The 21,841-nt window shown below is 71.0% G+C and carries 18 protein-coding genes and 4 pseudogenes; 11 read left to right on the top strand and 11 right to left on the bottom strand.

Going from position 1 to position 21,841, the window contains the following annotated elements; all coding sequences use genetic code 11:
- Positions 1-2: 2 nt before the first annotated feature.
- Positions 3-218, top strand: a complete 216-nt coding sequence (locus H9L22_RS06015) for a hypothetical protein (RefSeq protein WP_187721994.1) — start codon at positions 3-5, stop codon at positions 216-218.
- 14 nt (positions 219-232) lie between these two features.
- Here the strand turns inward: H9L22_RS06015 and H9L22_RS06010 are convergent, their stop codons facing one another.
- On the bottom strand, positions 233-703 hold the full coding sequence (locus H9L22_RS06010) for a DUF2505 domain-containing protein (RefSeq protein WP_187721993.1): 471 nt from the start codon (positions 701-703) through the stop codon (positions 233-235).
- Between the two features lie 67 nt (positions 704-770).
- Here H9L22_RS06010 and H9L22_RS06005 point away from each other — a divergent pair, with 67 nt between their 5' ends.
- Together H9L22_RS06005 and trpS are read left to right on the top strand one after the other, a co-directional pair.
- Positions 771-1,622, top strand: coding sequence for a PHP domain-containing protein (locus H9L22_RS06005; RefSeq protein WP_187721992.1), 852 nt, complete (start codon positions 771-773; stop codon positions 1,620-1,622).
- A gap of 60 nt (positions 1,623-1,682) precedes the next feature.
- The gene (trpS, locus tag H9L22_RS06000; RefSeq protein ID WP_187721991.1) at positions 1,683-2,777 is read left to right on the top strand and encodes a tryptophan--tRNA ligase; all 1,095 of its coding nucleotides are present in this window, start codon (positions 1,683-1,685) and stop codon (positions 2,775-2,777) included.
- 61 nt (positions 2,778-2,838) lie between these two features.
- Here trpS and H9L22_RS05995 read toward each other — a convergent pair whose 3' ends face one another.
- From H9L22_RS05995 to ligD, 4 genes are all read right to left on the bottom strand, one after another.
- Complete coding sequence (locus H9L22_RS05995; protein WP_187721990.1) at positions 2,839-4,284, bottom strand: DEAD/DEAH box helicase; 1,446 nt, start codon at positions 4,282-4,284, stop codon at positions 2,839-2,841.
- A 73-nt stretch (positions 4,285-4,357) separates the two neighbouring features.
- Entirely contained in the window at positions 4,358-4,582 is a 225-nt protein-coding gene (locus H9L22_RS05990; RefSeq protein ID WP_187721989.1) for a DUF3107 domain-containing protein, read from the bottom strand.
- 31 nt (positions 4,583-4,613) lie between these two features.
- On the bottom strand, positions 4,614-5,429 hold the full coding sequence (locus H9L22_RS05985; RefSeq protein ID WP_187721988.1) for a PP2C family protein-serine/threonine phosphatase: 816 nt from the start codon (positions 5,427-5,429) through the stop codon (positions 4,614-4,616).
- A 13-nt stretch (positions 5,430-5,442) separates the two neighbouring features.
- The gene (ligD, locus tag H9L22_RS05980; RefSeq protein ID WP_187721987.1) at positions 5,443-6,384 is read right to left on the bottom strand and encodes a non-homologous end-joining DNA ligase; all 942 of its coding nucleotides are present in this window, start codon (positions 6,382-6,384) and stop codon (positions 5,443-5,445) included.
- 71 nt (positions 6,385-6,455) lie between these two features.
- On the opposite strand from ligD, the gene H9L22_RS05975 reads away from it, so the two are divergent.
- From H9L22_RS05975 to nudC, 5 genes and pseudogenes are all read left to right on the top strand, one after another.
- Positions 6,456-8,186 (top strand): UvrD-helicase domain-containing protein, encoded by a 1,731-nt coding sequence (locus H9L22_RS05975; RefSeq protein WP_187721986.1) that lies wholly within the window; start codon positions 6,456-6,458, stop codon positions 8,184-8,186.
- Between the two features lie 452 nt (positions 8,187-8,638).
- A complete protein-coding gene (locus H9L22_RS05970) occupies positions 8,639-9,535 on the top strand; it encodes a RecB family exonuclease (RefSeq protein ID WP_187721985.1) in 897 nt (298 codons plus the stop codon).
- Positions 9,457-10,524: pseudogene (locus tag H9L22_RS18620) on the top strand (UvrD-helicase domain-containing protein); the annotation flags it as partial. The gene H9L22_RS05970 and the pseudogene H9L22_RS18620, both read left to right, overlap by 79 nt.
- Positions 10,488-12,707 (top strand): 3'-5' exonuclease, encoded by a 2,220-nt coding sequence (locus H9L22_RS05965; protein WP_320060597.1) that lies wholly within the window; start codon positions 10,488-10,490, stop codon positions 12,705-12,707. The pseudogene H9L22_RS18620 and the gene H9L22_RS05965, both read left to right, overlap by 37 nt.
- A 99-nt stretch (positions 12,708-12,806) precedes the next feature.
- On the top strand, positions 12,807-13,466 hold the full coding sequence (nudC, locus tag H9L22_RS05960; RefSeq protein ID WP_226966156.1) for an NAD(+) diphosphatase: 660 nt from the start codon (positions 12,807-12,809) through the stop codon (positions 13,464-13,466).
- A gap of 48 nt (positions 13,467-13,514) precedes the next feature.
- Here the strand turns inward: nudC and H9L22_RS05955 are convergent, their stop codons facing one another.
- Complete coding sequence (locus tag H9L22_RS05955; RefSeq protein ID WP_187721982.1) at positions 13,515-13,715, bottom strand: DUF7455 domain-containing protein; 201 nt, start codon at positions 13,713-13,715, stop codon at positions 13,515-13,517.
- Positions 13,716-13,937: 222 nt separating this feature from the next.
- Between H9L22_RS05955 and H9L22_RS05950 the strand changes: the two are divergent.
- Positions 13,938-15,791, top strand: a pseudogene (locus H9L22_RS05950) (DNA gyrase/topoisomerase IV subunit B); the annotation flags it as partial.
- A 129-nt stretch (positions 15,792-15,920) separates the two neighbouring features.
- Here the strand turns inward: H9L22_RS05950 and H9L22_RS05945 are convergent.
- The 4 genes and pseudogenes from H9L22_RS05945 to H9L22_RS05930 form a co-directional block, all read right to left on the bottom strand.
- Positions 15,921-16,574, bottom strand: coding sequence for a LutC/YkgG family protein (locus H9L22_RS05945; protein WP_187721981.1), 654 nt, complete (start codon positions 16,572-16,574; stop codon positions 15,921-15,923).
- Positions 16,571-18,046 carry a LutB/LldF family L-lactate oxidation iron-sulfur protein gene (locus H9L22_RS05940; protein ID WP_187721980.1) on the bottom strand — a complete coding sequence of 492 codons (1,476 nt, stop codon included), beginning with the start codon at positions 18,044-18,046 and terminating at the stop codon, positions 16,571-16,573. Before H9L22_RS05940 ends, H9L22_RS05945 begins: the two co-directional genes overlap by 4 nt.
- Positions 18,043-18,785, bottom strand: a pseudogene (locus H9L22_RS05935) ((Fe-S)-binding protein). Before H9L22_RS05935 ends, H9L22_RS05940 begins: the two are co-directional and overlap by 4 nt.
- Before the next feature lie 16 nt (positions 18,786-18,801).
- Positions 18,802-20,501 (bottom strand): annotated as a pseudogene (locus H9L22_RS05930) (L-lactate permease).
- Between the two features lie 106 nt (positions 20,502-20,607).
- Between H9L22_RS05930 and H9L22_RS05925 the strand changes: the two are divergent.
- Both H9L22_RS05925 and H9L22_RS05920 read left to right on the top strand, forming a co-directional pair.
- Entirely contained in the window at positions 20,608-20,856 is a 249-nt protein-coding gene (locus H9L22_RS05925) for a FadR/GntR family transcriptional regulator (RefSeq protein WP_320060596.1), read from the top strand.
- Positions 20,853-21,296 carry a FadR/GntR family transcriptional regulator gene (locus tag H9L22_RS05920; protein WP_187721978.1) on the top strand — a complete coding sequence of 148 codons (444 nt, stop codon included), beginning with the start codon at positions 20,853-20,855 and terminating at the stop codon, positions 21,294-21,296. Before H9L22_RS05925 ends, H9L22_RS05920 begins: the two co-directional genes overlap by 4 nt.
- Positions 21,297-21,311: 15 nt before the next feature.
- Here the strand turns inward: H9L22_RS05920 and H9L22_RS05915 are convergent, their stop codons facing one another.
- The gene (locus H9L22_RS05915; RefSeq protein ID WP_187721977.1) at positions 21,312-21,803 is read right to left on the bottom strand and encodes a beta-class carbonic anhydrase; all 492 of its coding nucleotides are present in this window, start codon (positions 21,801-21,803) and stop codon (positions 21,312-21,314) included.
- Positions 21,804-21,841: the final 38 nt, after the last annotated feature.

Here is a 21,841-nt window from a genome sequence, read left to right as displayed (position 1 = left end):
TGGTGCGCCCGACGACGATCTCGTTCCACGAGGACGACGACGCCGACGCGACCCTCCTGGCGCTCGAGGCGGCCGGACACCACGTCGAGCGGGCCCGGGAGCGGTTCCTGGGGGAGGACGACGACGAGGAGGTCGTGTTCCTGCTGCTGACGGACGCCGGGCCCGACGAGGCCAGGCGGCACGTCGTCGGGGACGGGTTCGTCGTCGGCCCGGCCTGAGACCGGGCCCCGGCTCAGCGGGTCAGCCAGTCGGCGGCGCGTCGCTCGAGGCCGGCGAAGGCGTCGCGGACGAACGGCTCGACCTGCGCCTCGACCTTCTTGCCCACGAGCGGGATCCTGACGCGCAGCTCGCCGGTGAACTCGGCCTCGGTGGTGGCGGCGACGGGCCGCAGGACGGCGACGGCGTCAATGTCGACGGGCATGCCGGGAACCGAACCCTTGACCGCGCCGTTGACGGTGCCGTCGGGCTCCGCCACGCCGAACGTGAACACCTGCTCCAGCCGCAACGAACTCCCCACGAACTTCGTCAGGTGTTCGGGGACCGGCAGCACCATGATCAGGGTGGTCGTGTCGCCCTGGATGGAGACCGCGTGCTCGAGCGCGCCGGCGTGCGCGGCGACGTCCTCGATGAAACCCTGCGTGCGGAACAGCGCGACGACACGCTCGGGGGCGGCGGCATAGACGTGGTGATAGGCAAGCCTCATGGGTCCAAGGGTAGCGGGATGGCGCGCTGCGCCCGCGCCGTGCAGCGGCGCCCCCTAGGATGACGGCATGCGGATCGACCTCCACACCCATTCCCGGGTCTCCGACGGCACAGACACGCCGACGAGCCTGGTCCTGAAGGCCTCACAGGCTGGCCTCGACGTCATCGCCCTGACCGACCATGACTCCTTCGGAGGCGTCCTCGAGGCGCAGGAGGCGGGAAGGCGGATCGGGGTCAAGGTGATCGCAGGCATCGAGATCTCGACGCAGCACGCCGGGCGCTCGGTCCACCTGCTCGGCTACGGCTGCAACCCGCTCGACCGGGCCCTCAACGAGGAGCTGGGACGCATCCGGGTGGGCCGCACCGAACGCCTCCCCGGCATGGTCCAGGCCCTCGTCGACAGCGGCCTCGACATCACCATCGACGATGTGTTCGACGCTGCGGGCGGCGCCCCCGCGGTCGGCCGCCCCCACGTGGCGGACGCTCTCGTCGCCAAGGGCTACGTTCCCGACCGCGACGCGGCTTTCCGGGACTGGCTCGCCGAGGGGCGGCCCGGCTACGTGCACCGCTACGCCTGCCCGCTGGAGACCGCCATCGACCTGGTGCACGCGGCCGGCGGCGCCGCCGTCCTGGCCCACCCCTGGGGCCGGGGCAACCGCGACATCCTCCCTGCCCCCTACATCGAGTCCCTCCTGCGTGACCACGGGCTCGAGGGCATCGAGGTCGACCATCCGGACCACGACGACGACACCAGGAGCCTGCTGTTCGAGATGGGTGGCCGTCTCGGCCTGATCCGCACCGGCTCCAGCGACTACCACGGGCTCGGGAAGAAGAACAACCCCCTGGGCGCGAACCTGACCCGCCCGTCGGCGCTCAAGGACCTCCAGGCCCGCATCCGGCAGCGTGGTGGAGTCGCCTGACGCCGGACCGGTAAGCTGTGCGGGTACATCCCCGAACCCACCCAGACAAGGTGTTCCAGCATGTCGCTGACTGAGCAGGGCCTCCCCGACGCCGAGGCTTCCCTCGCCCGTTCCACGGAGCGTAGCCACGAGATCGAGGCGGACATCGCCGTCAATCCCGGCAGGTACCGGATCCTCACGGGGGACCGCCCCACGGGGCACCTGCACATCGGCCACTACTTCGGCTCGCTGCAGAACCGGGTCCGTCTCGCCTCGTTGGGGGTCGAGACCTACGTCATCATCGCCGACTACCAGGTGATCACCGACCGTGACGGCGTCGGCCCCATCAAGGAACGCGTCCACTCGCTGCTGACCGACTACCTCGCCGTCGGGCTCGACCCCCGCGAGGTGACGGTGTTCACGCACTCGGCCGTCCCCGCCCTCAACCAGCTGATGCTGCCCTTCCTGTCCCTGGTCACCGACGCGGAGCTGCGACGCAACCCGACGGTGAAGGCGGAGCTCGACGACACCGGCGATCGCCCGATGTCCGGCCTCATGCTGACCTACCCGGTCCACCAGGCCGCCGACATCATGTTCTGCAAGGCGAACCTCGTCCCCGTCGGCAAGGATCAGCTTCCCCACCTCGAGCTGGCCAGGGTCATCGCCCGCCGCTTCGACGAGCGCTATGGCCGCTCCGATGAGAGCACCCCGGTGTTTCCCGCGCCGGAGGCACTGCTCAGCGCCTCCGGCACCATCCTGGGCCTCGACGGCCAGAAGATGAGCAAGTCGAAGGGGAACACCATCGAGCTGCGGATGACGGCGGACGAGACAGCCAAGCTGATCAAGCGGGCGGTCACGGACTCCGACCGGCACATCACGTTCGACCCCGACAACCGGCCGGAGGTGTCGAACCTCGTCAACCTCGCGGGGCTGTGCCTCGGTCGCGACCCCCAGTCGATCGCCGAGGAGCTCGGTGACGCCGGCGGCGGCGGCCTGAAGAAGCTGGTCACGGAGGCCGTCAACGACTACTTCGCGCCGATCCGGGCCCGTCGTCGTGAACTCGAGGCCGATCCCGGCTACGTCGCCTCGGTGCTTGCCGAGGGCAACGCCCGCGCCAACGCGGTGGCGGAGCAGACCCTCGGCGAGGTGCGCTCCGCCATGCAGATGGCCTACTGAGGACGAAGACGCGAAGAGGGCCCCGCCGGAGCGGGGCCCTCTTCTCATGTCCGGAGGAGTGTCAGTCCTGCGTCGGCGGCGCCGGCGGCACCTCGACGCCACCGCGGGTGCGACGGCGACGACGGCGGGGCTTCGCGGCAGCCTCGCCCGAGGTGCCGGAGGCTGCGGGACGGTCGCCGCTGGACTCGGTGGATCGACGGGTGCGTCGGGTCGGGCCCTCACCGGGAGCGCGCCGCGCCTCGCCGGCCTTCTCCCGCGAGGCCCCGGCGAGACGGCCGCGGGTGCCCTCGGGAATGTCGAGGTCCGAGAACAGGTGCGGCGACGACGAGTACGTCTCTGCCGGTGTGCCCTTCTCGAGGCCGAGGCTCTCGTCGATCAGCTTCCAGCGGTGGACGTCTGCCCAGTCGACGAAGGTGACGGCGACGCCCGAGTTGCCGGCGCGGCCCGTGCGGCCGATGCGGTGCACGTAGGTCGCGTCGGTGTCGGGGCACTCGTAGTTGATCACGTGGCTGACACCCGTGATGTCGATGCCGCGGGCTGCGACGTCGGTGGCGACGAGCACGCTGATGGTGCTGGCGCGGAACTTCTTCAACGCACGTTCGCGGGCCTGCTGGTTGAGGTCTCCGTGGAGCGAGGAGGCCGGGAAGCCGCGGTCGACCAGGTCGTCTGTGAGGCGCTGCGCCGCACGCTTGGTGCGGCAGAACACCATGACCTTGGTGGTCTGGCGGCCCTGCAGGATGCGGGCGATCATCTCCGGCTTGTCGAGGTCGTGCGCCTGGTAGACGAACTGCTCGATGTCCGGGACGGTCATCGACGCGTCCTGGCCCTCCGCGCGGATGTTGATGGGCTTGTTCAGCGTGGCCCGGGCCAGCGTCAGGATCGGCGCGGGCATGGTGGCCGAGAAGAGCATCGTCTGCCGCGAGGACGGCGTCTTGCGCAGGATGCGTTCGATGTCGGGCAGGAAGCCCAGATCGAGCATCTCGTCTGCCTCGTCGAGGACCAGGACCTGGATGGCGCTGAGGTCGAGGGCGCCGCGGTCAGCCAGGTCGAGGAGTCGGCCCGGGGTGCCCACGGCGATGTCGATGCCGGCCTCCAGGGTGTCCAGCTGCTCGTCGTAGCCGGTGCCGCCGTAGATGGTCAGCACGCGCATCCGCAGGTGCTTGCCTGCGACGTCGAGGTCGCGGCCCACCTGGAGCGCCAGCTCGCGGGTCGGGCAGACGATCAGCGCGCGGGGCTTGCCGTGGGTCGGCTTCTCGCCGTCGGACAGCGTGACCATGCGGTGGAGCAGGCTGACGCCGAACGCCAGGGTCTTGCCCGTGCCGGTGCGGGCCTGACCGATGAGGTCGCTGCCGCTCACCGCCAGCGGGATCGACAGCGCCTGGATCGGGAAGGGGTGGACGATGCCGACTTCCGCCAGCGCCGAGGTGATGGATTCGTGGACGCCGAGGTCGGCGAAAGTGTCGTCGACGGCGATCTCGTTGTTACTCAGGGCTCGTACCTTCGTCATGTTCTCACAGCGCACGAGGGCAACCGGAGGCGGGGCCGCTGCGGCCCGCAAGGGGAAAGTCTACCTCAGCCCCTCAGACGGCGCCGAAGCCGACCGGCCGCGACGTGGTGGTACCGAGATCGACGTACGCGATCCGCGACCCGGGGATCAGCACGCGCCGCCCCTTGTCGTCGGTGAACTCCGCCACCGAACCGTCGGCGACCGCCGCGCGCACCTGCGCCGCGATGTCGTCGGCGGAGGCTTCGGTTTCGAGGGTGACTTCGCGGGCGATGTCGATGATGCCGAACTTGACTTCCATGGCGCCCACTCTAGCGAGGCCGGGCAAGCAGCTACACCTCGATCCGTGCCACCACCACTGTCACGTTGTCCTTGCCGCCCTGCGCGTTGGCCCACGCGACGAGTCCCTCCGCGAGTTGCCGGGGTGCCGGGCCCTGCTGCAACTGCTCGGTGAACACGTCCCACAGGGCGTCCGGGGCGCTCGCGTAGTTCCAGAGGCCGTCACTGCACAGCAGCAGCCACCCGTTGGTCGACGGCTGCATGGTGATGACCGACGGCAGGAAGTTCGTCGAGTTGCGGCCCAGCCACTTCGTGATGGCGTGGGCCTGGCTCGACCGCTCCGCGTCGTCCCGCGACATCCCCAGCATCATCCGCGCCTGGGCCATGGAGTCGTCGGTCGACAGCAACTGGCAGAGGCCGTCGTCGCCCAGCCAGTAGGCACGGGAGTCGCCGACGTTGCCGACGGCGATGGCGCCGTTGTCGACGAGCGCTGCGATCAAGGTGCAGGCCGACGGCTCCTCGCGGGCCTCGAGGACGGCCTGGTTCGCGCTGGCGAACGCCTGGACGAAGGCCACGTTGGCGGCCTGGCCCGAGCGGATCCGGCCCACCAGTTCCTCGACGACGGTCTCGGCGGCCACCACGGAGGCGATCTCCGCCCCGGGGGCGGTGGTGACGCCGTCGGCCACGGCCAGCACGGCCGCGGGCGTCGGCTGCTCGCGCGTGGCCAGGCACATGGCGTCCTGATTGGTCCGGTGCCTGAGCCCCGTGTCGCTGCAGCCGGCGATCCAGTGGGCGGGCACCCGGACGTAATGGGCCCGCTCCGAGCGCTGCGGGGCAGCGTCGTCGGGACCGGGTCCAAGGTGTTGCATGGGCCCCATCCTTTCAGTCGATCGGATCGGGGAGCCTGGTACCCCGGCCATAAGGCAGAAGAGGGCTCCACAGATCGCCGTGCGCCTGCACCCTGGCCAGCGCCTCGGCAGGCGATGTCCGCAGAACGGAGTCCGGGCGGAGCGCCGCCACCTCCTCCCAGGTCAGGGGGACGGCGACCGACGGACGGTCCAGCCCCCGGACCGAGTAGGCGCACACGGTGTTCCGGGCGGCGAGGTTCTGCGCGAAGTCGACGAAGACGAGGCCCGCGCGCGCATCCCGGGCCAGCGTCGCCGTGAACAGCTTCGGCTGCGTCGCCGCCAGGTGTCGGGCCAGCGACTGCGCGAAGTGGAAGACCTGCGAGGCGGGCGTCGGCTCCAGGGGAACGCTCAGCTGCAGGCCCTTGTTGCCGGAGGCCTTGATCTGCGCCTCCAGACCCAGCTCGGCGAGCACGGTGGCGGCGACGATGGCGGCCCGTGCTGAGTCCGCCGGGGTGATGCCGGGACCGGGGTCGAGGTCGACCACCAGGGTCGTGGCCCGCGGCTCGTCCGCGCCGTCGAGGACGATGCCGTCGTCGCCGGTCGTGGTGTCCGGCAGCCGCCACTGCGGGGCGTGCAGCTCGATGGAGGCGAGGTTGGCGAGCCACACCAGCGTCGCACGCTGGTCGACGACGACGTAGCGGACGGAGCCGGCCGAGGTGGCCACCTCTGTGGTGCCGACCCACTCGGGTGACCCCTGGGGTGCGTTCTTCTCGAAGAACGACCCCTTCGCGGTCCCCTCGGGGTAGCGGACCCGGGTGATCGCCCGTTCCGCGAGGTGGGGGAGCATGACCTCGGCGATCTCCAGGTAGTAGGAGATGAGCTCGGACTTGGTGAAACCGTCGGGGAAGAGCGCCTTATCCAGGTTGGTGAGGGACAGGGCGACCCCGTCGACCTCCGTGGCGATGCGTTCACTCATGGACCCCTCCGTGGGCACAGCTTGCCACGGCCGGGTGCATTGTGTCGGTGGGACGTGGTTGCATGGACGTCATGGAATTCCGGTTGCTGCCCCCGCCGCAGGTCATCCCACCGGAACTGACCCCCGAGCAGCGCGCCGTCGCGCGGCTGCGCTCCGGCATGCACGTCGTGCTGGGCGGGCCCGGCACCGGCAAGACCGTCACCCTGGCGGCCGCTGCCGCCGACTGGGTGGCCGACGGTTCCGGCCTCGACCGGCTGATCGTGCTCGCCCACTCCCGCGCGGCAGCCCAGACATTGCGCCGCGACATCACCCGCCGGCTCTCCACGGCGCAGACAGGGGCCAATGTCTCGACCGTGCACGGCTTCGCGCTCGGTCTGATGCGCCGCTACCTGCCACACGAGGACGCCGACTGGCGGCTGCTGCGGGCCCCCGAACAGGAGGCCCGGATCCGGGAGCTGCTGGCGGCCATCCCCGTCGAGGCGTGGCCCGAGCCGCTGCGGCCCGCGCTGAAGACCCGTGCGTTCGCCCGGCAACTGCGCGACGCGCTGGCCCGCGCGCGTCAGCTGTCGCTCGATGCGGAGGGGGTCTTGGAGCTGGCCGCCGAGGCCTCCGACGCGTCCTTCGCCGCGGCGGCCCGTTTCATGGAGGCCTACCTCACGGTCGGCGACTTCTCCGCGACCCTCGACTATGCGGAGCTCGTCTACCGCACGCGGCTGCTGCTGACGGAGCCGGAGGCCGCTTCCGCCGTTCGGGCGGCCTTCGACGCCGTCCTCGTCGACGACGCCCACGAGTCCGACCCGGCCCAGGTGGCGCTGCTGGCGGACCTGGCCCGGCTCGGGCTTCCCGTCGTCGCGTTCGGTGACCCGCAACAGCGGATCGGCGGCTACCGGGGGGCGACCGCCACCGCACTGGCCGATCTCGCAGCGGTCGACGGCGCCGTCGTGCACCAGCTGTCGGATGGATTCCGCTGCGCCGAGGCCGTCACCGGGTCTCTGAGCGCGCTGACGTCACGACTTCCGGCGCGGCTCCGTCCCCCGGCACCACACCCACTGCGGGACGGGGGAAGGGTGACGGCGAGGATCTTCGATGACGAGTCCGCCGAGATCGCCCACGTGGCCGCCGAACTGCGCGCCGCCATCAGCGAGGACGGGCTGAACTGGTCCGACCTGGCCGTCGTCACCCGCGCCGGACGCAGCCAGCTCTCGTCCGTCGCCAAGGAGCTGATCCGGCTGGGAGTGCCCGTCGATGTCGCCGGCGACGAGATCGCCCTGTCGGAGCAGCCGGCCGTCGGGACGCTCCTGCTCGCCCTCGACGTCGCGGCGCGCGGGGCCCGCCCCGAGGCAGACGAGGCCCGACTCCTCCTGTCGTCGCCGCTGGCGGGGCTCGACGGCGTGGCGCAGCGACGGCTCGCCCGCGCGCTGCTCGCCCGGCACCGGTCCCGGGCGGCTCGGCGGCCCTGCTGGCCCGGTGCCTGGGGAGCCGGCGCTGCTGGAGGGCATCGACCTGCCCGAGGCTGCCACCGCGGCCACGCTGTCGGGGCTGCTCGAGGACGCCAGGAAGCTGCTGGCCGACGACGCCGAACCGCAGGTGGCGCTGTGGGGGTTGTGGGACGGCACCGACTGGCCGGCGCGGCTGCGGGAGCAGGCGCTGCGGGGGAACCGCCGTGCCGACGCCGACCTCGACGCCATCGTGGAGGTCTTCGAGCTCGCCTCCCGGATGGACGACCTGCGCGGCGCCCCCGGCGTGCGCACCTTCCTGGGGGAGATCGCCGGCCAGGAGATCCCCGCCGACACGGGCCGTGAACTCGACGCCCCCGGCAACGGGGTGCGGCTCATCACCGCCCACCGCACCCGAGGCCTCCAGTGGGAGCGGGTCTGGGTGATCCGCGCCCAGGAGGGCCTGTGGCCGCGATCCGGGAGGCAGGGCGTGCTGCTCGACGCGCAGCGCCTCACGGCCACGCAGCTGCTGCCTCCGGGCCGGGGGAGCAGCTCCTCTCCGATCGCCAGCTGTTCCACGTCGCCTGCTCCCGCGCCAGGACAGGGCTGTTCGTCAGCGCGGTCCAGGGGTCGAGGGAGAGGGTGGCCGCGCCTCCCGGTTCCTCGGCGAACTGGGCGTTCCCGTCGAGCGCATCAACGGCCGTCCCGCCGGCCTGCTCACGGCGGTCTCCCTGGTCGGGTCGCTCCGCCGCACCCTCACCGACGAATCGGCATCCCCCGGGCTCAGGCGGGCCGCCGCACTGCGGCTCGCCGACCTGGTGGCCGGCGACCTTCCCGCGCCCGGTGCCCGGCCCGCCTCCTGGTGGGGGACGGCGGAGCCGACGTCGGGGGCGGCCGTGCCCACCGGGCCGATCGGCATCAACGGATCGTCGCTCGAGACGCTGCTCGAGTGCCCGCGACGCTGGTTCCTGTCGCGGCGTGCCCGGGCCGACGCGGCCCGCCAGTCCCGGGCCTCCATCGGCGACGTCGTCCACCTGATCGCCAGGCAGGCGGCCGAGGTGGGGCTGGACGCCGACCAGATGCGGGCGGAACTGGACAGGGTCTGGGACGAGATCCCCTTCGAGACCGAGTGGCTGTCGGCCACCGAGCGCTCGGAGATCGACGCGGCCATCGGCCGCTTCGCCACCTATCAGGAACACGAGCCGACCACCCTCGTCGCCGTCGAGAAGGACTTCCGGGTGCCCATGAACGTGGAGGGGCACGAGGTGGTCCTCACAGGTCAGGTGGACCGCCTCGAACGGACCGGCGACGGTCGCATCCGCGTCGTCGACCTGAAGACCGGACGCAAGGTGCTGCGCGAGGCCGACGTCCTCGACCACGCCCAGCTCGGCCTCTACCAGCTGGCCACCCGGCTCGGCGCGTTCGACGACGTCACCGGCGGGGTCCGCGACGTCGCTCCGCCCGCGCTCGCGTTCGTCCGCGCAGGGGAGACCATGCCGGCGCTCGTCTCGCAGCCGTCGATCGACGACGCCCCGCAACTCCCCGGCGAGGAGCTCACGGTCGGCCCCAGCTGGGTCCACGACCGCATCGCCGAGGGCGTCGCGATCATCGCGTCCGGTCGCTTCGACGCCGTCGAGTGCGGCGCCTGCCGCTACTGCCCGTTCGCATCGTCGTGTCCCGCCCTCGCGGCGGGGGCGCAGGGGAGACCGAAGTGACACTCCATCCGATCCGCACCCACCTCCTGACCACGCCGGGCCAACTGGTCGACGCCCTGCAGATTCCCTTCAGCGACGAGCAGCTGGAGGCCATCGTCGCCCCACTCGAGCCCGCGGTGATCATCGCGGGCGCAGGCTCCGGGAAGACGACGGTGATGGCCGCCCGCGTCGTGTGGCTGGTCGGCACCGGCCAGGTCCGCCCCGAGGAGGTACTGGGGCTCACCTTCACCCGCAAGGCCGCCGCGGAGCTGGCGGCCCGCGTGGCCGCCGCGCTCGACCGCTCCGGCGTCGTGGCCGGGCAGGAGGGGGAGGGCGCCGAACTGGTCATGACCTACGACTCGTTCGCGGCGCGTCTCGTCAGCGAGTTCGGGCTGCGGATCGGCATCGACCGTGACCCCGTCATGGTCACCGGCGCGAGCCGGTACCGACTGGTCACCCGCGTCGTGGCGGACGCACCGGGCCCCTTCCGCAGCATCAGCCGACTCAGCCACCACAGCATCCCGGAGCGGGTCCTCGCCCTCGATGCGGAGATGGCCTCCCACCTGGTCGACGCCGCGACCGTGTTGGCCGAATGCGACCGCGCGGAGGCGCGTTTCCAGGCGGCTCCGCTGTACCGGGGCAAGCCGTTGCGTGACGTCACCCGGGCACTGGACGCGACCCAGGAGCGGCGCGACCTGATCGACCTCGTGACGCGCTACCAGGAGCTGAAGGGCCGGCTCGGAGTGGTCGAGTTCGCCGATCAGCTCCGCGAGGCCGTCCGACTGGTCACCCAGGTGCCCGAGGTCGGGGAGGAGCTGAGGCGCCGCTTCCGCGTCGTCCTGCTCGACGAGTACCAGGACACCTCGGCCGCGCAGGCGCGGCTGCTGCGGGGACTGTTCGCACCCGCGGTCGCCACGGGCGAGCTGGGGTTCCCCGTCACGGCCGTCGGCGACCCGTACCAGGCGATCTACGGGTGGCGGGGCGCCGCGTCCGGCAACATCCTCGAGTTCCCGCAGCAGTTCCGTCGCAGCGACGGCTCGCCAGCCGAGCGGTTGACCCTGCGCGTCAACCGGCGCAGCGGGCAGCGGATCCTCGACGTGGGCAACGACATCGCGGCCGACCTGAGGGCCACGCCCCGCGACGAGGGGGTCAGGCTGGTGGCGCCCCGGGCGCGCCGGCAGGAGCTGTGGCGGCGGCCACGTTCGACACCCTCCGAGACGAGATCGACTGGCTGGCCGAGACGGTCATCTCCCGCCGCAGCGAGGGGACGTCGTGGCGGGACCAGGCCGTCCTCGTGCGCCGCAACGCGACGCTGGCCCCGGTGTTCCAGGCGTTGCGTGAGCGTGACGTGCCCGTCGAGATCGTCGGGCTCGGCGGCCTGCTCGGGCTGCCGGAGATCGCGCCGATCGTCTCCACGCTGCGGATCCTCGACGACGTGACGGCGAATCCGGACGTCGCCGCGCTGCTCACCGGACCCCGCTGGCGCTTCGGCCTGGCGGACCTCGAGGTGCTCGGCGACCGGGCCAAGGCCCTCGCGGCCCGTCCCGAGCGGCAGCGGGACTTCGGGGAGGCGCTGGCCCAGGCCGTCACCCAGGCCGACCCGGGCGAGGTCGTCTCGCTGCTGGACGCCGTCGCCGACCCCGGTGACGCCCCCCTCTCCGCGGAGGCCCGACGGCGCCTCGGCCGGTTCGCCTCCGAGCTGGCAGAGCTGCGACGGCACGCGGCGGAACCGGTGGCGGACCTCGTCGCCCGGGTGATCCATGCGATCGGCATCGAGGCCGAGCTCGTCTCCGCCGGCTCCGACACGAGCCAGATCGACCGTTTCCTCGCCGAGGTCGCCGGATACGTCGATGTCGACGGCGACGGATCGCTCACCGGGCTGCTCGCCTACCTCGACGCGGAGGAGGACTTCGGCGAGGGGCTCCTGCAGGCCGTTCCCAGCCAGGACGACTCCGTGAAACTGCTGACGGTGCACCGAGCGAAGGGGCTGGAGTGGGACACCGTCTACCTGCCGTCGCTCGTGGACAAGGTTTTCCCGTCGGAGCCCCGCTCAGCCGTGTGGGCACAGCGCGCGGAGACGCTGCCCGCACAGCTCCGCGGCGACGCAGCCTCGATCCCGCAGCTCGGCGAGTACACGCGCGACGGGATCAACGGCTACCGGGAAGCGCTGAAGGCCGAACACCGCCTCGCCGAGGACAGGCTCGCCTATGTCGCGGTGACCAGGGCCAAGCGGTTCCTGGTCGCCTCCTCCCACGTCTGGACCCCCGGCAACGTCCGGCCCCGCACCGAATCGCCCTATTTCGCGGCGATCCGCGCCGCCGCAGAAGGGCTGGGAACCTACCTGGACGAGACCACCCGCGATCTCGATGCCAACCCGATCCCCAGCGAGCCCGTACGGGCCAGCTGGCCCCAACCGCCGGATCCGGAGCGCGTCGCGGCGCTGCGGGGAGCCGCCCGCCTCGTGGCGGAGGCGGCTCCCCTCGTCGGCGCCGACCGCGCGGCCCGCGACGACTGGGCCTGGCAGTCGGGCACCCTGAGCGAGTCCGAGGCCGCCACCGTCGCCGCCTGGGACCAGTCGATCACCCACCTGACCCAGCTGCAGACGCGCCGCCGCACCCAGACTGTGCAGCTGCCCGACGGGCTGTCGGTCACTGCCCTGATGGCCCTGCGCCGCGACGAACAGGAGTTCGCCGCCTCGCTGCTGCGCCGGATGCCGCGCAGACCCTCGACCGCCACCCGGGTGGGCATCCGGTTCCACACCTGGCTGCAGGAACGCTTCGAGCTGCCCGCCGCCCTCGACGAGGTCACGCCGGAGCCCAGCGTCGCCTCCGACGAGCTGACGGCGCTCATCGCCGCCTTCGAGGCCGGCCAGTTCGCCCACCGCGTTCCGCTCGGCGTCGAGGTGCCCTTCCTGATGCGCCGCGGCCCACACGTGCTGCGGGGCCGGATCGACGCTGTGTACCGCTGGGAGGAGGGGTCGTACCGCTTCCTGGTGGTCGACTGGAAGACGACGGACGGGGCCGCCAACCCGCTCCAGTTGGCCGTCTACCGGCAGGCCTGGGCCGAGGCCCAGGGGATCGACCCCGCGCTGGTTGCGGCGGCCTTCTACCACGTGGCCAGCGACGCGCTACGGTTCGTGGCGGCCCCGGCGTCGCTCATCGACCGGGCCATCGCAGGACGGGAGCAGGCATGAACCGGTGGCAGGATCCCTCGTCGCTGGCCCGCGCGCCGCTGGCCAGGACAGCCGAGGCGCTGGACGCCGCGTGGGGGCGCGCCGCCGTGGTCGAGGCCGATGCCGGCGGAAACTTCACGGGCCGCGGGGACACCCTGTGCCGCTGTCGGACCCAGGACCGCGCCGCCCCGAGGACATCCTGGTGGGGAGGCCGACGGTCGGGCCTGGTTCGTCCGCCTCGTTCCCGAGGTCGCCGACGGACTCTCATGGCGCACGGGCGACCCCGCGCAGGGGGATGTGCTGGCAGCCGTCGTCGCGCTGGCCCGCTGGCACGGGCAGCGGCCCCGCTGCGAGGCCTGTGGCGGCGAGACAGTGATTGACCTGGCGGGTGCCCGCCGGGTCTGCGTCAGCTGTGAGGCACTCGCGTTTCCTCGCACCGACCCGTGCGTCATCGTCGCAATCACCGACCGCGAGGATCGCCTGCTGCTGGCGAGGCAGGCGACCTGGCCGATCGGGCGCCACTCGATCATCGCCGGGTTCATCGAGGCGGGGGAGTCGGCAGAGCAGGCCTGTCACCGGGAGGTGGCGGAAGAGGTCGGCGTGGCGCTGACGTCGCTGCGGTACGTGGTGAGCCAACCGTGGCCCATGCCGCGTTCGCTGATGCTGGGGTTCGAGGCATCCACGGAGGACACCCGGATACAGGTCGACGGCAACGAGATCGTTGCGGGGAGTTCTTCTCCCGCGCGGATCTCGCCGCCGCCGTGTCTGCCTCGGAGGTGACGCTGCCGGGGACTACCTCGATCGCGCGTCACCTGATCGACGCCTGGTTCAGCCGGCGCTGAGCCTGCTGGTCTCGTCCTGGATGCGGCTGGCCACCTCGGCCAGCTTGTCGCGGTGGGCCGCGGCATGGTGGGCGCAGAACAGCAGCTCACCGCCGGACCGCAGGTAGACGCGGAGGTAGGCCTGCGCGCCGCAGCGATCACAGCGATCGACTGCGGTGAGGGTGGTGTCGGTCGCGAGTTCGGTCATGGTGGGCCTCCCATCGTGGTTGCTACATGATCCAACGTACCGGGGTCACGCATTGTTCCCTGGCAGAACCACCGTTCGCGTTTCGGTCGTCGTCCTTGTCGGCGGGGCGGGTAACCTACCCCCGTGTCTATCCCAGCCAACAAGCAGCAGCACTCCCGCGACTACGAGGCGAAGAACCTCCTCGTGCTCGAGGGACTCGAGGCGGTGCGCAAGCGTCCTGCGATGTACATCGGCTCGACGGACACCCGTGGCCTCATGCACTGTCTGTGGGAGATCATCGACAACGCCGTCGACGAGGCTCTGGCCGGCTACGGCGATGCCATCGAGGTGCGGCTGGACGGCGACGGCTCCGTCACCGTGCACGACCATGCCCGTGGCATCCCCGTCGATACTGAGCCCCGCACCGGGCTGACGGGCGTCGAGGTCGTCTTCACCAAGCTGCACGCGGGCGGCAAGTTCGGCAACTCCTCCTACAACGCCACGGGCGGCCTCCACGGCGTCGGCGCCTCCGTCGTCAACGCCCTGAGCTCGAGGCTCGACGTCCAGGTCGACCGCAACGGCGCCATCTGGGAGATGAGCTTCCGGCGCGGCGTCCCCGGCGTCTTCGACGGCGACGGTCCCGACGCGCCGTTCACGCCGGCGAGCGGGCTGCGGAAGGTCGGGAAGGTCGCCAAGGCGAAGACCGGCACCCGGGTGCGCTACTGGCCCGATCGGCAGATCTTCCTCGCCGATGCGGAGCTGTCGCTGACGCACCTGCACGACCGGGCCCGCCAGACCTCCTTCCTCGTCCCCGGCCTCAAGCTCACCGTCTCCGACACCCGCGACGGCGCCGACCGCACAGACGAGTTCGTCCACGAGGGCGGCATCACGGAGTTCGCCGACTTCCTGGCCCCCGACGCGCCGCTCACCGACGTGATCCGGCTGCAGGGCACCGACTCCTTCGTCGAGACGGTCCCGATGCTGGACGAGACCGGCGCCATGACGCCCACCGACGTCGAGCGCGACCTCGAGGTCGACATCGCCGTGCGCTGGGGGACCGGCTACGACACCGTGCTGCGGTCCTTCGTCAACATCATCGCCACTCCGAAGGGCGGCACGCACGTCTCCGGCTTCGAGCGTGGCGTGACCAGGGCGTTCCAGAAGTCCTTCGAGGGCACCCGCGGCCTGCTGAAGGCCGGTGAGGAGGTCACCAAGGACGACTGTCTCGAGGGCCTCACCACGGTCGTCACCGTCCGGCTGGCCGAGCCGCAGTTCGAGGGCCAGACGAAGGAGGTGCTCGGCACGCCGCCAGTGACGCGCCTCGTGACCCGCATCGTCGAGAACGAACTGGGCGCCTTCCTCAGCGGCACGAAGACGAGGGCCATCGCCAGGACCCTGCAGGAGAAGGTGGTCTCGGCCGCCCGGACCCGTGTGCAGGCCCGCGCCCACAAGGACAACCAGCGCCGCAAGAACGCGCTCGAGTCTTCCACCCTGCCGGCGAAGCTGTCCGACTGCCGATCCAACAACGTCGACGCCACCGAGCTGTTCATCGTCGAGGGCGACTCCGCGCTCGGGACGGCCAAGCTGGCGCGGAACTCCGAGTTCCAGGCGCTGCTGCCGATCCGCGGCAAGATCCTCAACGTGCAGAAGGCGTCCGTCGGCGACATGCTGAAGAACATCGAGTGCGCGTCGATCATCCAGGTGGTCGGCGCCGGCTCGGGCCGCACCTTCGACCTCGACTCGGCCCGCTACGGCAAGGTCGTGTTCATGGCCGACGCCGACTCCGACGGCGCCCACATCCGGTGCCTGCTGGCCACGCTGTTCTTCCGCTACATGCGGCCGCTGGTGGAGGCCGGGCGCGTCTACTCGGCCGTGCCGCCGCTGCACCGCTTCGAGCTGATCCAGCCGAAGCGTGGCTACGAGAAGTACATCTACACCTACTCGGACGCCGAGTATCAGCGGAAGCTGGCCGAGCTGACGAAGCGGGGCCAGAAGTTCAAGGAGCCGCAGCGCTACAAGGGCCTCGGTGAGATGGACGCCGACCAGTTGGCCGACACCACCATGAGCCCGAAGCACCGGACGCTGCGTCGGCTCACGGTCGACGACGCGGCCGACGCCGAGCGGGTGTTCGAGATGCTGATGGGCAACGACGTGGCCCGCGCAAGCAGTTCATCGTCGAGGGCGCGTACGCCCTCGACGCGGACCGCATCGACGCCTGATCCGGCGTCAGGCGTCGACCAGGATCACCCACAGCGTCCGGGGGCCGTGCACGCCCTCGACGCGGCTGAGTTCGATGTCGCTCGTCGCCGAGCCTCCACTCAGCCAGGTGATCGGCTGCCGGGCACGCAGCGCCGGAGCCAGACGGGCGATGCCCTCCGGCACGTCGCTGACGACCTGGTCGGCGCGGATGACGCAGACGTGCCGGTCGGGCAGCAGGGTCAGGGCCCGGCGGCCCTGTCCTGCGCCATGGTCCAGCGCGATCGTGCCGGAGTCGGCCATGCCCACGGCGGTGGTCGTCGCGACGGCGTCGATGACGTTCAGCTCGGCGTGGCTGAGCGTCGGATCGTCACGGTGGACCGCTAGCCCGGCCGCGGTAGCCGCGGCGGCCCAGTCGTCCGGTGTGCCGTCGGGGAGCACGACGCTCCCCGCGCCGAGCGCGGTGAGCGCAGCGACGACGGAAGCCGCGACCTCGGCCGGCGAACACCGCACGACCGTGGCCTTGTAGTCCTCGACCTTTTCGACGAAGTCGGCGAGCACGTCGGCGGTCTCCAGGGGCCGGCCGTAGGTCCAGTCGATCGGCACGTCGAGCGCCGGGTCCTTCTCGGCTACATCGGCGGTCGCGGCGCGCACGCGGCGCAGCACCTCTTCGCGGGCGTTCATCGCTTGTCTCCTTCCCGGTTCTCGTCCCACCACTTGCGGAACGTCTGCGTCGGCGGTGCCTCCACGTCACGGGCCTGCAGCCAGCGTTCCGCGATCGGGACCGGCATCGGGCCGATCCACTTGTCCTTGAACACCTTGCCTGCGGCGCGGGAGGCGAGCTGGGCCTTCTCCAGGTGGGAGCCGTCGGCCATCAGCCAGCCCGCGCCCTTCATGAGGGCCTGCTCCCCGGTGGGGTGCTTGGCCGTCTTGTGCTCGACGGCCTTGTGGCGCAGGTGGACCAGGATGTCGGTGAAGGGGATCTTCACGGGGCACACCTCGTTGCAGGCGCCGCACAGGGTCGACGCGAACGGCAGCGCCCGGTCGGTGGGGTCGTCCATGCCGCGCAGCTGCGGGCCGAGGATCGCGCCGATGGGGCCGGGATACGGCGAACCGTAGGCGTGGCCGCCGACCCGCTCGTACACCGGGCAGATGTTGAGGCAGGCCGAGCAGCGGATGCAGCGCAGCGCGGCGCGGCCGTCCGGGTCGGCCAGCACGTTGCTGCGGCCGTTGTCGAGCAGCACCACGTGCAGATCCCGGGGCCCGTCGCCGTCGGTGACACCGGTCCACAGCGACGTGTAGGGGTTCATCCGCTCGCCCGTCGACGAGCGGGGCAGGAGTTTGAGGAACACCTCGAGGTCCTCGACGGTCGGGACGATCTTCTCGATGCCGACGACGGAGACGAGCGTCTCGGGCAGCGTCAGGCACATGCGGCCGTTGCCTTCGGACTCGACGATCACCAGGGTGCCGGTCTCGGCGACGATGAAGTTGCCGCCGGAGACGGCCATCTTCGCCCGCAGGAACTTCTCCCGCAGGTGCGTGCGGGCGGCCGCGGCGAGCTCCGCGGGGTCGTCGGAGATTCCCTCGGGGGCGGGCGTCCCGTAGGTGCCCATCTCCGTGGTGAAGATCTCGCGGACCTCGGAGCGGTTCCTGTGGATGGCGGGCACCAGGATGTGGCTCGGCAGGTCGTGGCCGAGCTGGACGATGAGCTCGGCCAGGTCTGTCTCCCAGGCGGCGATGCCCTCGGCCTCGAGGGCCTCGTTCAGGTCGATCTCCTGCGTGACCATCGACTTGATCTTGACGACCTCGTCGACGCCCCTCGCCTTGGCGAGGTCGGCCACGATGCGGTTGGCGTCGGCGGCGTCCCTGGCCCAGTGGACCGTGATGCCGGCCGCCGTCATGGCCTTCTCCGCCTGCTCCAGGTAGTCGGCCAGGTGGCGGCCCACCCGGTCCTTGATCTGGGCGGCGGCGGTGCGCAGTTCCTCCCAGTTGTCGACCTCGGCGGCGCGGACGGCGCGCTTCTCGCGGATCGTGCCGGTGGCGTGGCGCAGGTTCTTGCGCTGCTCGGCCTGCGCGAGGGCGGCCTTGGCCGCCTTCGGGAACGGCGGGATGCCCAGCCAGGAGCCGGGTTCCGGGGTACGTCGGGTGGTGGTCACAGGTCCTCCTCGGTGTGGGCCAGGATCTCGGCGAGGTGGATGGTCTTGATGCCGGCGCGCTGCCGGTGCAGGACACCGCCGATGTTCATGAGGCAGGCCTGGTCGCCGGCGACCAGGTACTCGGCGTCGGTGGAGCGGACGTGTCTGGCCTTGTCGGAGGCCATGGCGATCGACACGTCGGGATTCTTGACGGAGAACGTGCCGCCGAAGCCGCAGCACTGCTCGGCCTTGGGCAGGTCGACCAGATCGATGCCGCGGACGGCGCGCAGCAGTTGCAGCGGTCGGTCGCCGACCTTGGTGATCCGCATGGAGTGGCAGGTGGGGTGGTAGGTCACGCGGTGGGGGAAGTAGGCGCCGACATCGGTGACACCGAGGACGTCCACTAGGAACTCGCTCAGCTCATAGGTACGCGCCGCGGCGGCGGAGGCCTCCTTCTCGAGGGTGGCGTCGCCGGCGTGGCGGGCGAGCATGGCGTGCTGCTCCCTGACCGATCCGACGCATGAGCCGGACGGGCCGACCACGTAGTCGTAGCCGTCGAAGGCCTCGACATAGTTGCGGACGGTCGGCAGCGCCTCCTTCCAGTAACCGGTGTTGGTCATGATCTGCCCGCAGCAGGTCTGCTTCTTCGGGAACGACACGGTGCAGCCGAGCCGCTCCAGGAGTTTCACCGTCGCGATGGGATGGACGGCTGCATGGTGTCGTTGATGCAGGTCGCGAAGAGTGCGACGTGGGGTGCCATGGGGTTTTCCTTTCGGTCAGGGCAGCAGCCAGCTGAGGACCGGGGTGGACATGAGCCCGGACAGCAGACAGAGGAGGAAGAGCAGGATGAAGCTCCAGCCGATGATCCTGCGGAGGATCACCGACTCGGAGCCGGGGGCGCCGATGGCCGTCGCCGCGATCGTCAGGGACTGGGGCGAGATCATCTTGCCGACGACGCCGCCGGCCGCGTTGGCGCCCACGAGCAGCGCCTGCATGTCCTCGACCGCCAGGTGGCTGCCGGGGCCGATCTCCGCGCCGACACCCGACTGGAGACCCGAGAACAGGATGTTCGCCGAGGTGTCGGAGCCCGTCACGTAGGTGCCGATCCACCCCAGCACCGGCGCGACGAACGGGTAGGCCAGGCCGGCGCCGGCGAAGAACATGCCGAGCGCGAGGGTCTGGCCGGAGTCGCCCATGACGTAGGCCAGCGCCACGACGGAGCCGATGGTCAGCATCGCGAACCGCATCTTCTTCACGTTCGTCCAGAGCACGGCGAAGACCTGGGGCAGCGTGAGCCTGTAGATCAGGCCGGTGGTGATGGCGACGAACGCCAGCAGGATGCCAGGTGTGGAGGCCCAGGCCAGCGTGTAGTTCTGGTGGGCAGACGGGTTTCCTGCCGCGTCGAGCAGGTCGCCGAGCAGCGGCCAGGAGAACTTGAGATCGGTGGCGCCGAGCGCGGCCTTCACCGGCGGCAGCGCCGCGATGCCGAAGACGACGATGACGAGCAGGTAGGGCACGAGAGCCATCGTGATCTTCCCTGCGGTGAGCGGGGGAGCATCCGGCGCATCCGCGGGCCGGGGGGCCGCGGTGCCCGCGCCGTCGACGGACGCGTCCAGGACCGAGCCGATGCGTCCGGTGGCCTCGGCCCCGCCGCGGGGGTGCCAGAGCTTGAGGAAGACGATGGCCACGGCGACGCTGATGACGGCGGCGAACACCTCTGTGAGGCTGTACATGGCGGTCGCCGACGCGACCCACTTGGTGACGCCGAAGCTGATGCCGACCACGAGCCCGAAGGGCCAGCACTCCTTGATGCCCCGCTTGCCGTCCATCACGGATAGCAGCAGGATCGGGACGACGAGGCACAGGAGTGCCGTCATCCGGCCCGTGATCGGCGAGATGGCCAGCACATCGTCGAAGCCGCCTGACTTGGCCGCCATCAGCACCGGCAGGCCGACGGCGCCGAACGCCACAGGCACGGTGTTGGCGAGCAGGGCGATCAGCGCCGAGCGCAGGGGGGAGAAACCGATCGCCACCAGCATCGCGGCGGTGATTGCGACGGGCGCCCCGAACCCGGCGAGCGCCTCCAGCAGCCCGCCGAAGCAGAAGGCGATGAGGAGGCCGAGCACGCGCGGGTCGTCGCTGATGAGGAAGAAGGTGCGTCGCAGGTCGTCGAAGCGCCCCGCGGTCACGGTCACCTCGTACATCCAGATCGCGGTGACCAGGATCCAGATGATCGGGAAGATGCCGTAGACGAACCCGTGGACGCTCGTGCTGAGCGCCATGGTCCAGGGCATGCCGAACGCGGTGACGGCGACGACGAAGGCCAGCAGCCACGAGAAGGGCCCGGCGTGGTGCGCCTTCCAGCGCAGGGCGCCGAGGGTGACGAGCATCGCGACCACAGGCAACGCCGCCACGAGGGCGGAGAGCCAGGGGCGCCGAGCGGATCGGTCGCCGGTTGGAATGTCTCCAAGAGCATCTGCGAACTCCATCGTTCATTGGTCTGACCAGTTTTCTGGTCTGACCATATATGCCCATCCGGCCCGGCGCCAAGGCAGGGCCGGATAGTGGGGACAATGGCTGGTATGACCTTTGCCACGGGAGGCTTCGAGTCCGTCCTCGAGTACCTGACCGGCGAGATCCTCGGCGGGCGCGTCCCACCCGGTTCACGCCTCCCCAACGAACGTGAGCTCGCGACGCAACTCGGCGCCAGCCGGAGTGCGGTGCGTGAGGCGCTGAAGGTGCTGCAGGCGCAGGGCGTGGTCACCTCCCACACCGGGCCCGCCGGAGGGACCCGGGTGGCGACGGGGCAGGGCCGGCTTTCGGGCGGATGATGCGGCTGCATGTCGCGCTCGACGCCATCTCCTTCGCGGAGCTGACGGAGACCCGGGTCGTTCTGGAACGCGCGACGGTGGAGGCGGCTCCAGCTCAGGCGACGGAGGCCGACCTGACGGCGCTGGACTCCCTCGTCGACGACATGTCCGGTCTGATGGACGTGACCGAGTTCAACGAACTGGACACGTCATTCCACCTGCTGCTGGCCCGGCTGGGGGCGAACCGGCTGATCCGCGACCTGACGGTGGCGATCCGGGAGGCGGTGGCGGCGCCGATCCTCGAGGCTGAGCGGCGTGTGACCGACTGGGACCGGCTCCGGGAGCGGCTCAACGCCGAGCACCGGGCGATCGTCTCAGCCTTGTGGGCACAGGACGGCGGCCTGGCCGCCGATCTGGTGGAGCGTCACATCCGCGACGCCCACGCCACGTTGCTTCCCTGACGCGCAGGGAGGGTGTCAGAGGACGCGCGACAGCAGACCCGTGTCGACGTCGTACATGAAGCCGCCCACCTCGGCATGCCCCTTGATCAGGGGGTGGTTCGACACCATGTCGACGTCGGTGCGGAGCCGGCCGGCCTGGTCGGGGCTCGCGCCGAACGACATCCAGGTGGCGTCAGAGCCCGTCTTCTCCGTGATGACCCGGCGGAGGTCGTCGTCGGTGCCCGACGCCATGGCGCAGCGTGTGTGCGGCACGATCAGGATCCGGTCGACCTGCAGCAGCTGGACGCCGAGCACGAGGCCGGCGAGAACCGAGGTGGAGATGCGGCCACCGGGGGAGCGCAGGATCTTGGCGTCGCCGATGCGGAGCCCCACCATGCCGAGCGGTTCGATCCGCGAGTCCATGCAGGTGACGATGGCGACGCCGGCCTTGGCTATACCGTCGAAGTATCCATCGGCGAAGTCGGTGGCGTACTCCGCGTTGTTCGCTAGCAGGTCGTCAAAGCCCATGCGTCTACTCCCTCGGTCGGAAAGTGACTCTACTCCGC

Source organism: Tessaracoccus defluvii (assembly GCF_014489575.1).
GTDB lineage: Bacteria > Actinomycetota > Actinomycetes > Propionibacteriales > Propionibacteriaceae > Arachnia > Arachnia defluvii.
This window is presented reverse-complemented; position numbering and strand designations above follow the sequence as displayed.

What these genes read in the sequence shown, in the direction of transcription:
- H9L22_RS06010 (WP_187721993.1), bottom strand. Translation starts at nt 703, where the DNA reads ATGAGGCTTGCCTATCACCACGTCTATGCCGCCGCCCCCGAGCGTGTC.
- H9L22_RS06005 (WP_187721992.1), top strand. Translation starts at nt 771, where the DNA reads ATGCGGATCGACCTCCACACCCATTCCCGGGTCTCCGACGGCACAGAC.
- trpS (WP_187721991.1), top strand. Translation starts at nt 1,683, where the DNA reads ATGTCGCTGACTGAGCAGGGCCTCCCCGACGCCGAGGCTTCCCTCGCC.
- H9L22_RS05995 (WP_187721990.1), bottom strand. Translation starts at nt 4,284, where the DNA reads ATGACGAAGGTACGAGCCCTGAGTAACAACGAGATCGCCGTCGACGAC.
- H9L22_RS05990 (WP_187721989.1), bottom strand. Translation starts at nt 4,582, where the DNA reads ATGGAAGTCAAGTTCGGCATCATCGACATCGCCCGCGAAGTCACCCTC.
- H9L22_RS05985 (WP_187721988.1), bottom strand. Translation starts at nt 5,429, where the DNA reads ATGCAACACCTTGGACCCGGTCCCGACGACGCTGCCCCGCAGCGCTCG.
- ligD (WP_187721987.1), bottom strand. Translation starts at nt 6,384, where the DNA reads ATGAGTGAACGCATCGCCACGGAGGTCGACGGGGTCGCCCTGTCCCTC.
- H9L22_RS05975 (WP_187721986.1), top strand. Translation starts at nt 6,456, where the DNA reads ATGGAATTCCGGTTGCTGCCCCCGCCGCAGGTCATCCCACCGGAACTG.
- nudC (WP_226966156.1), top strand. Translation starts at nt 12,807, where the DNA reads ATGCCGGCGGAAACTTCACGGGCCGCGGGGACACCCTGTGCCGCTGTC.
- H9L22_RS05955 (WP_187721982.1), bottom strand. Translation starts at nt 13,715, where the DNA reads ATGACCGAACTCGCGACCGACACCACCCTCACCGCAGTCGATCGCTGT.
- H9L22_RS05945 (WP_187721981.1), bottom strand. Translation starts at nt 16,574, where the DNA reads ATGAACGCCCGCGAAGAGGTGCTGCGCCGCGTGCGCGCCGCGACCGCC.
- H9L22_RS05925 (WP_320060596.1), top strand. Translation starts at nt 20,608, where the DNA reads ATGACCTTTGCCACGGGAGGCTTCGAGTCCGTCCTCGAGTACCTGACC.
- H9L22_RS05920 (WP_187721978.1), top strand. Translation starts at nt 20,853, where the DNA reads ATGATGCGGCTGCATGTCGCGCTCGACGCCATCTCCTTCGCGGAGCTG.
- H9L22_RS05915 (WP_187721977.1), bottom strand. Translation starts at nt 21,803, where the DNA reads ATGGGCTTTGACGACCTGCTAGCGAACAACGCGGAGTACGCCACCGAC.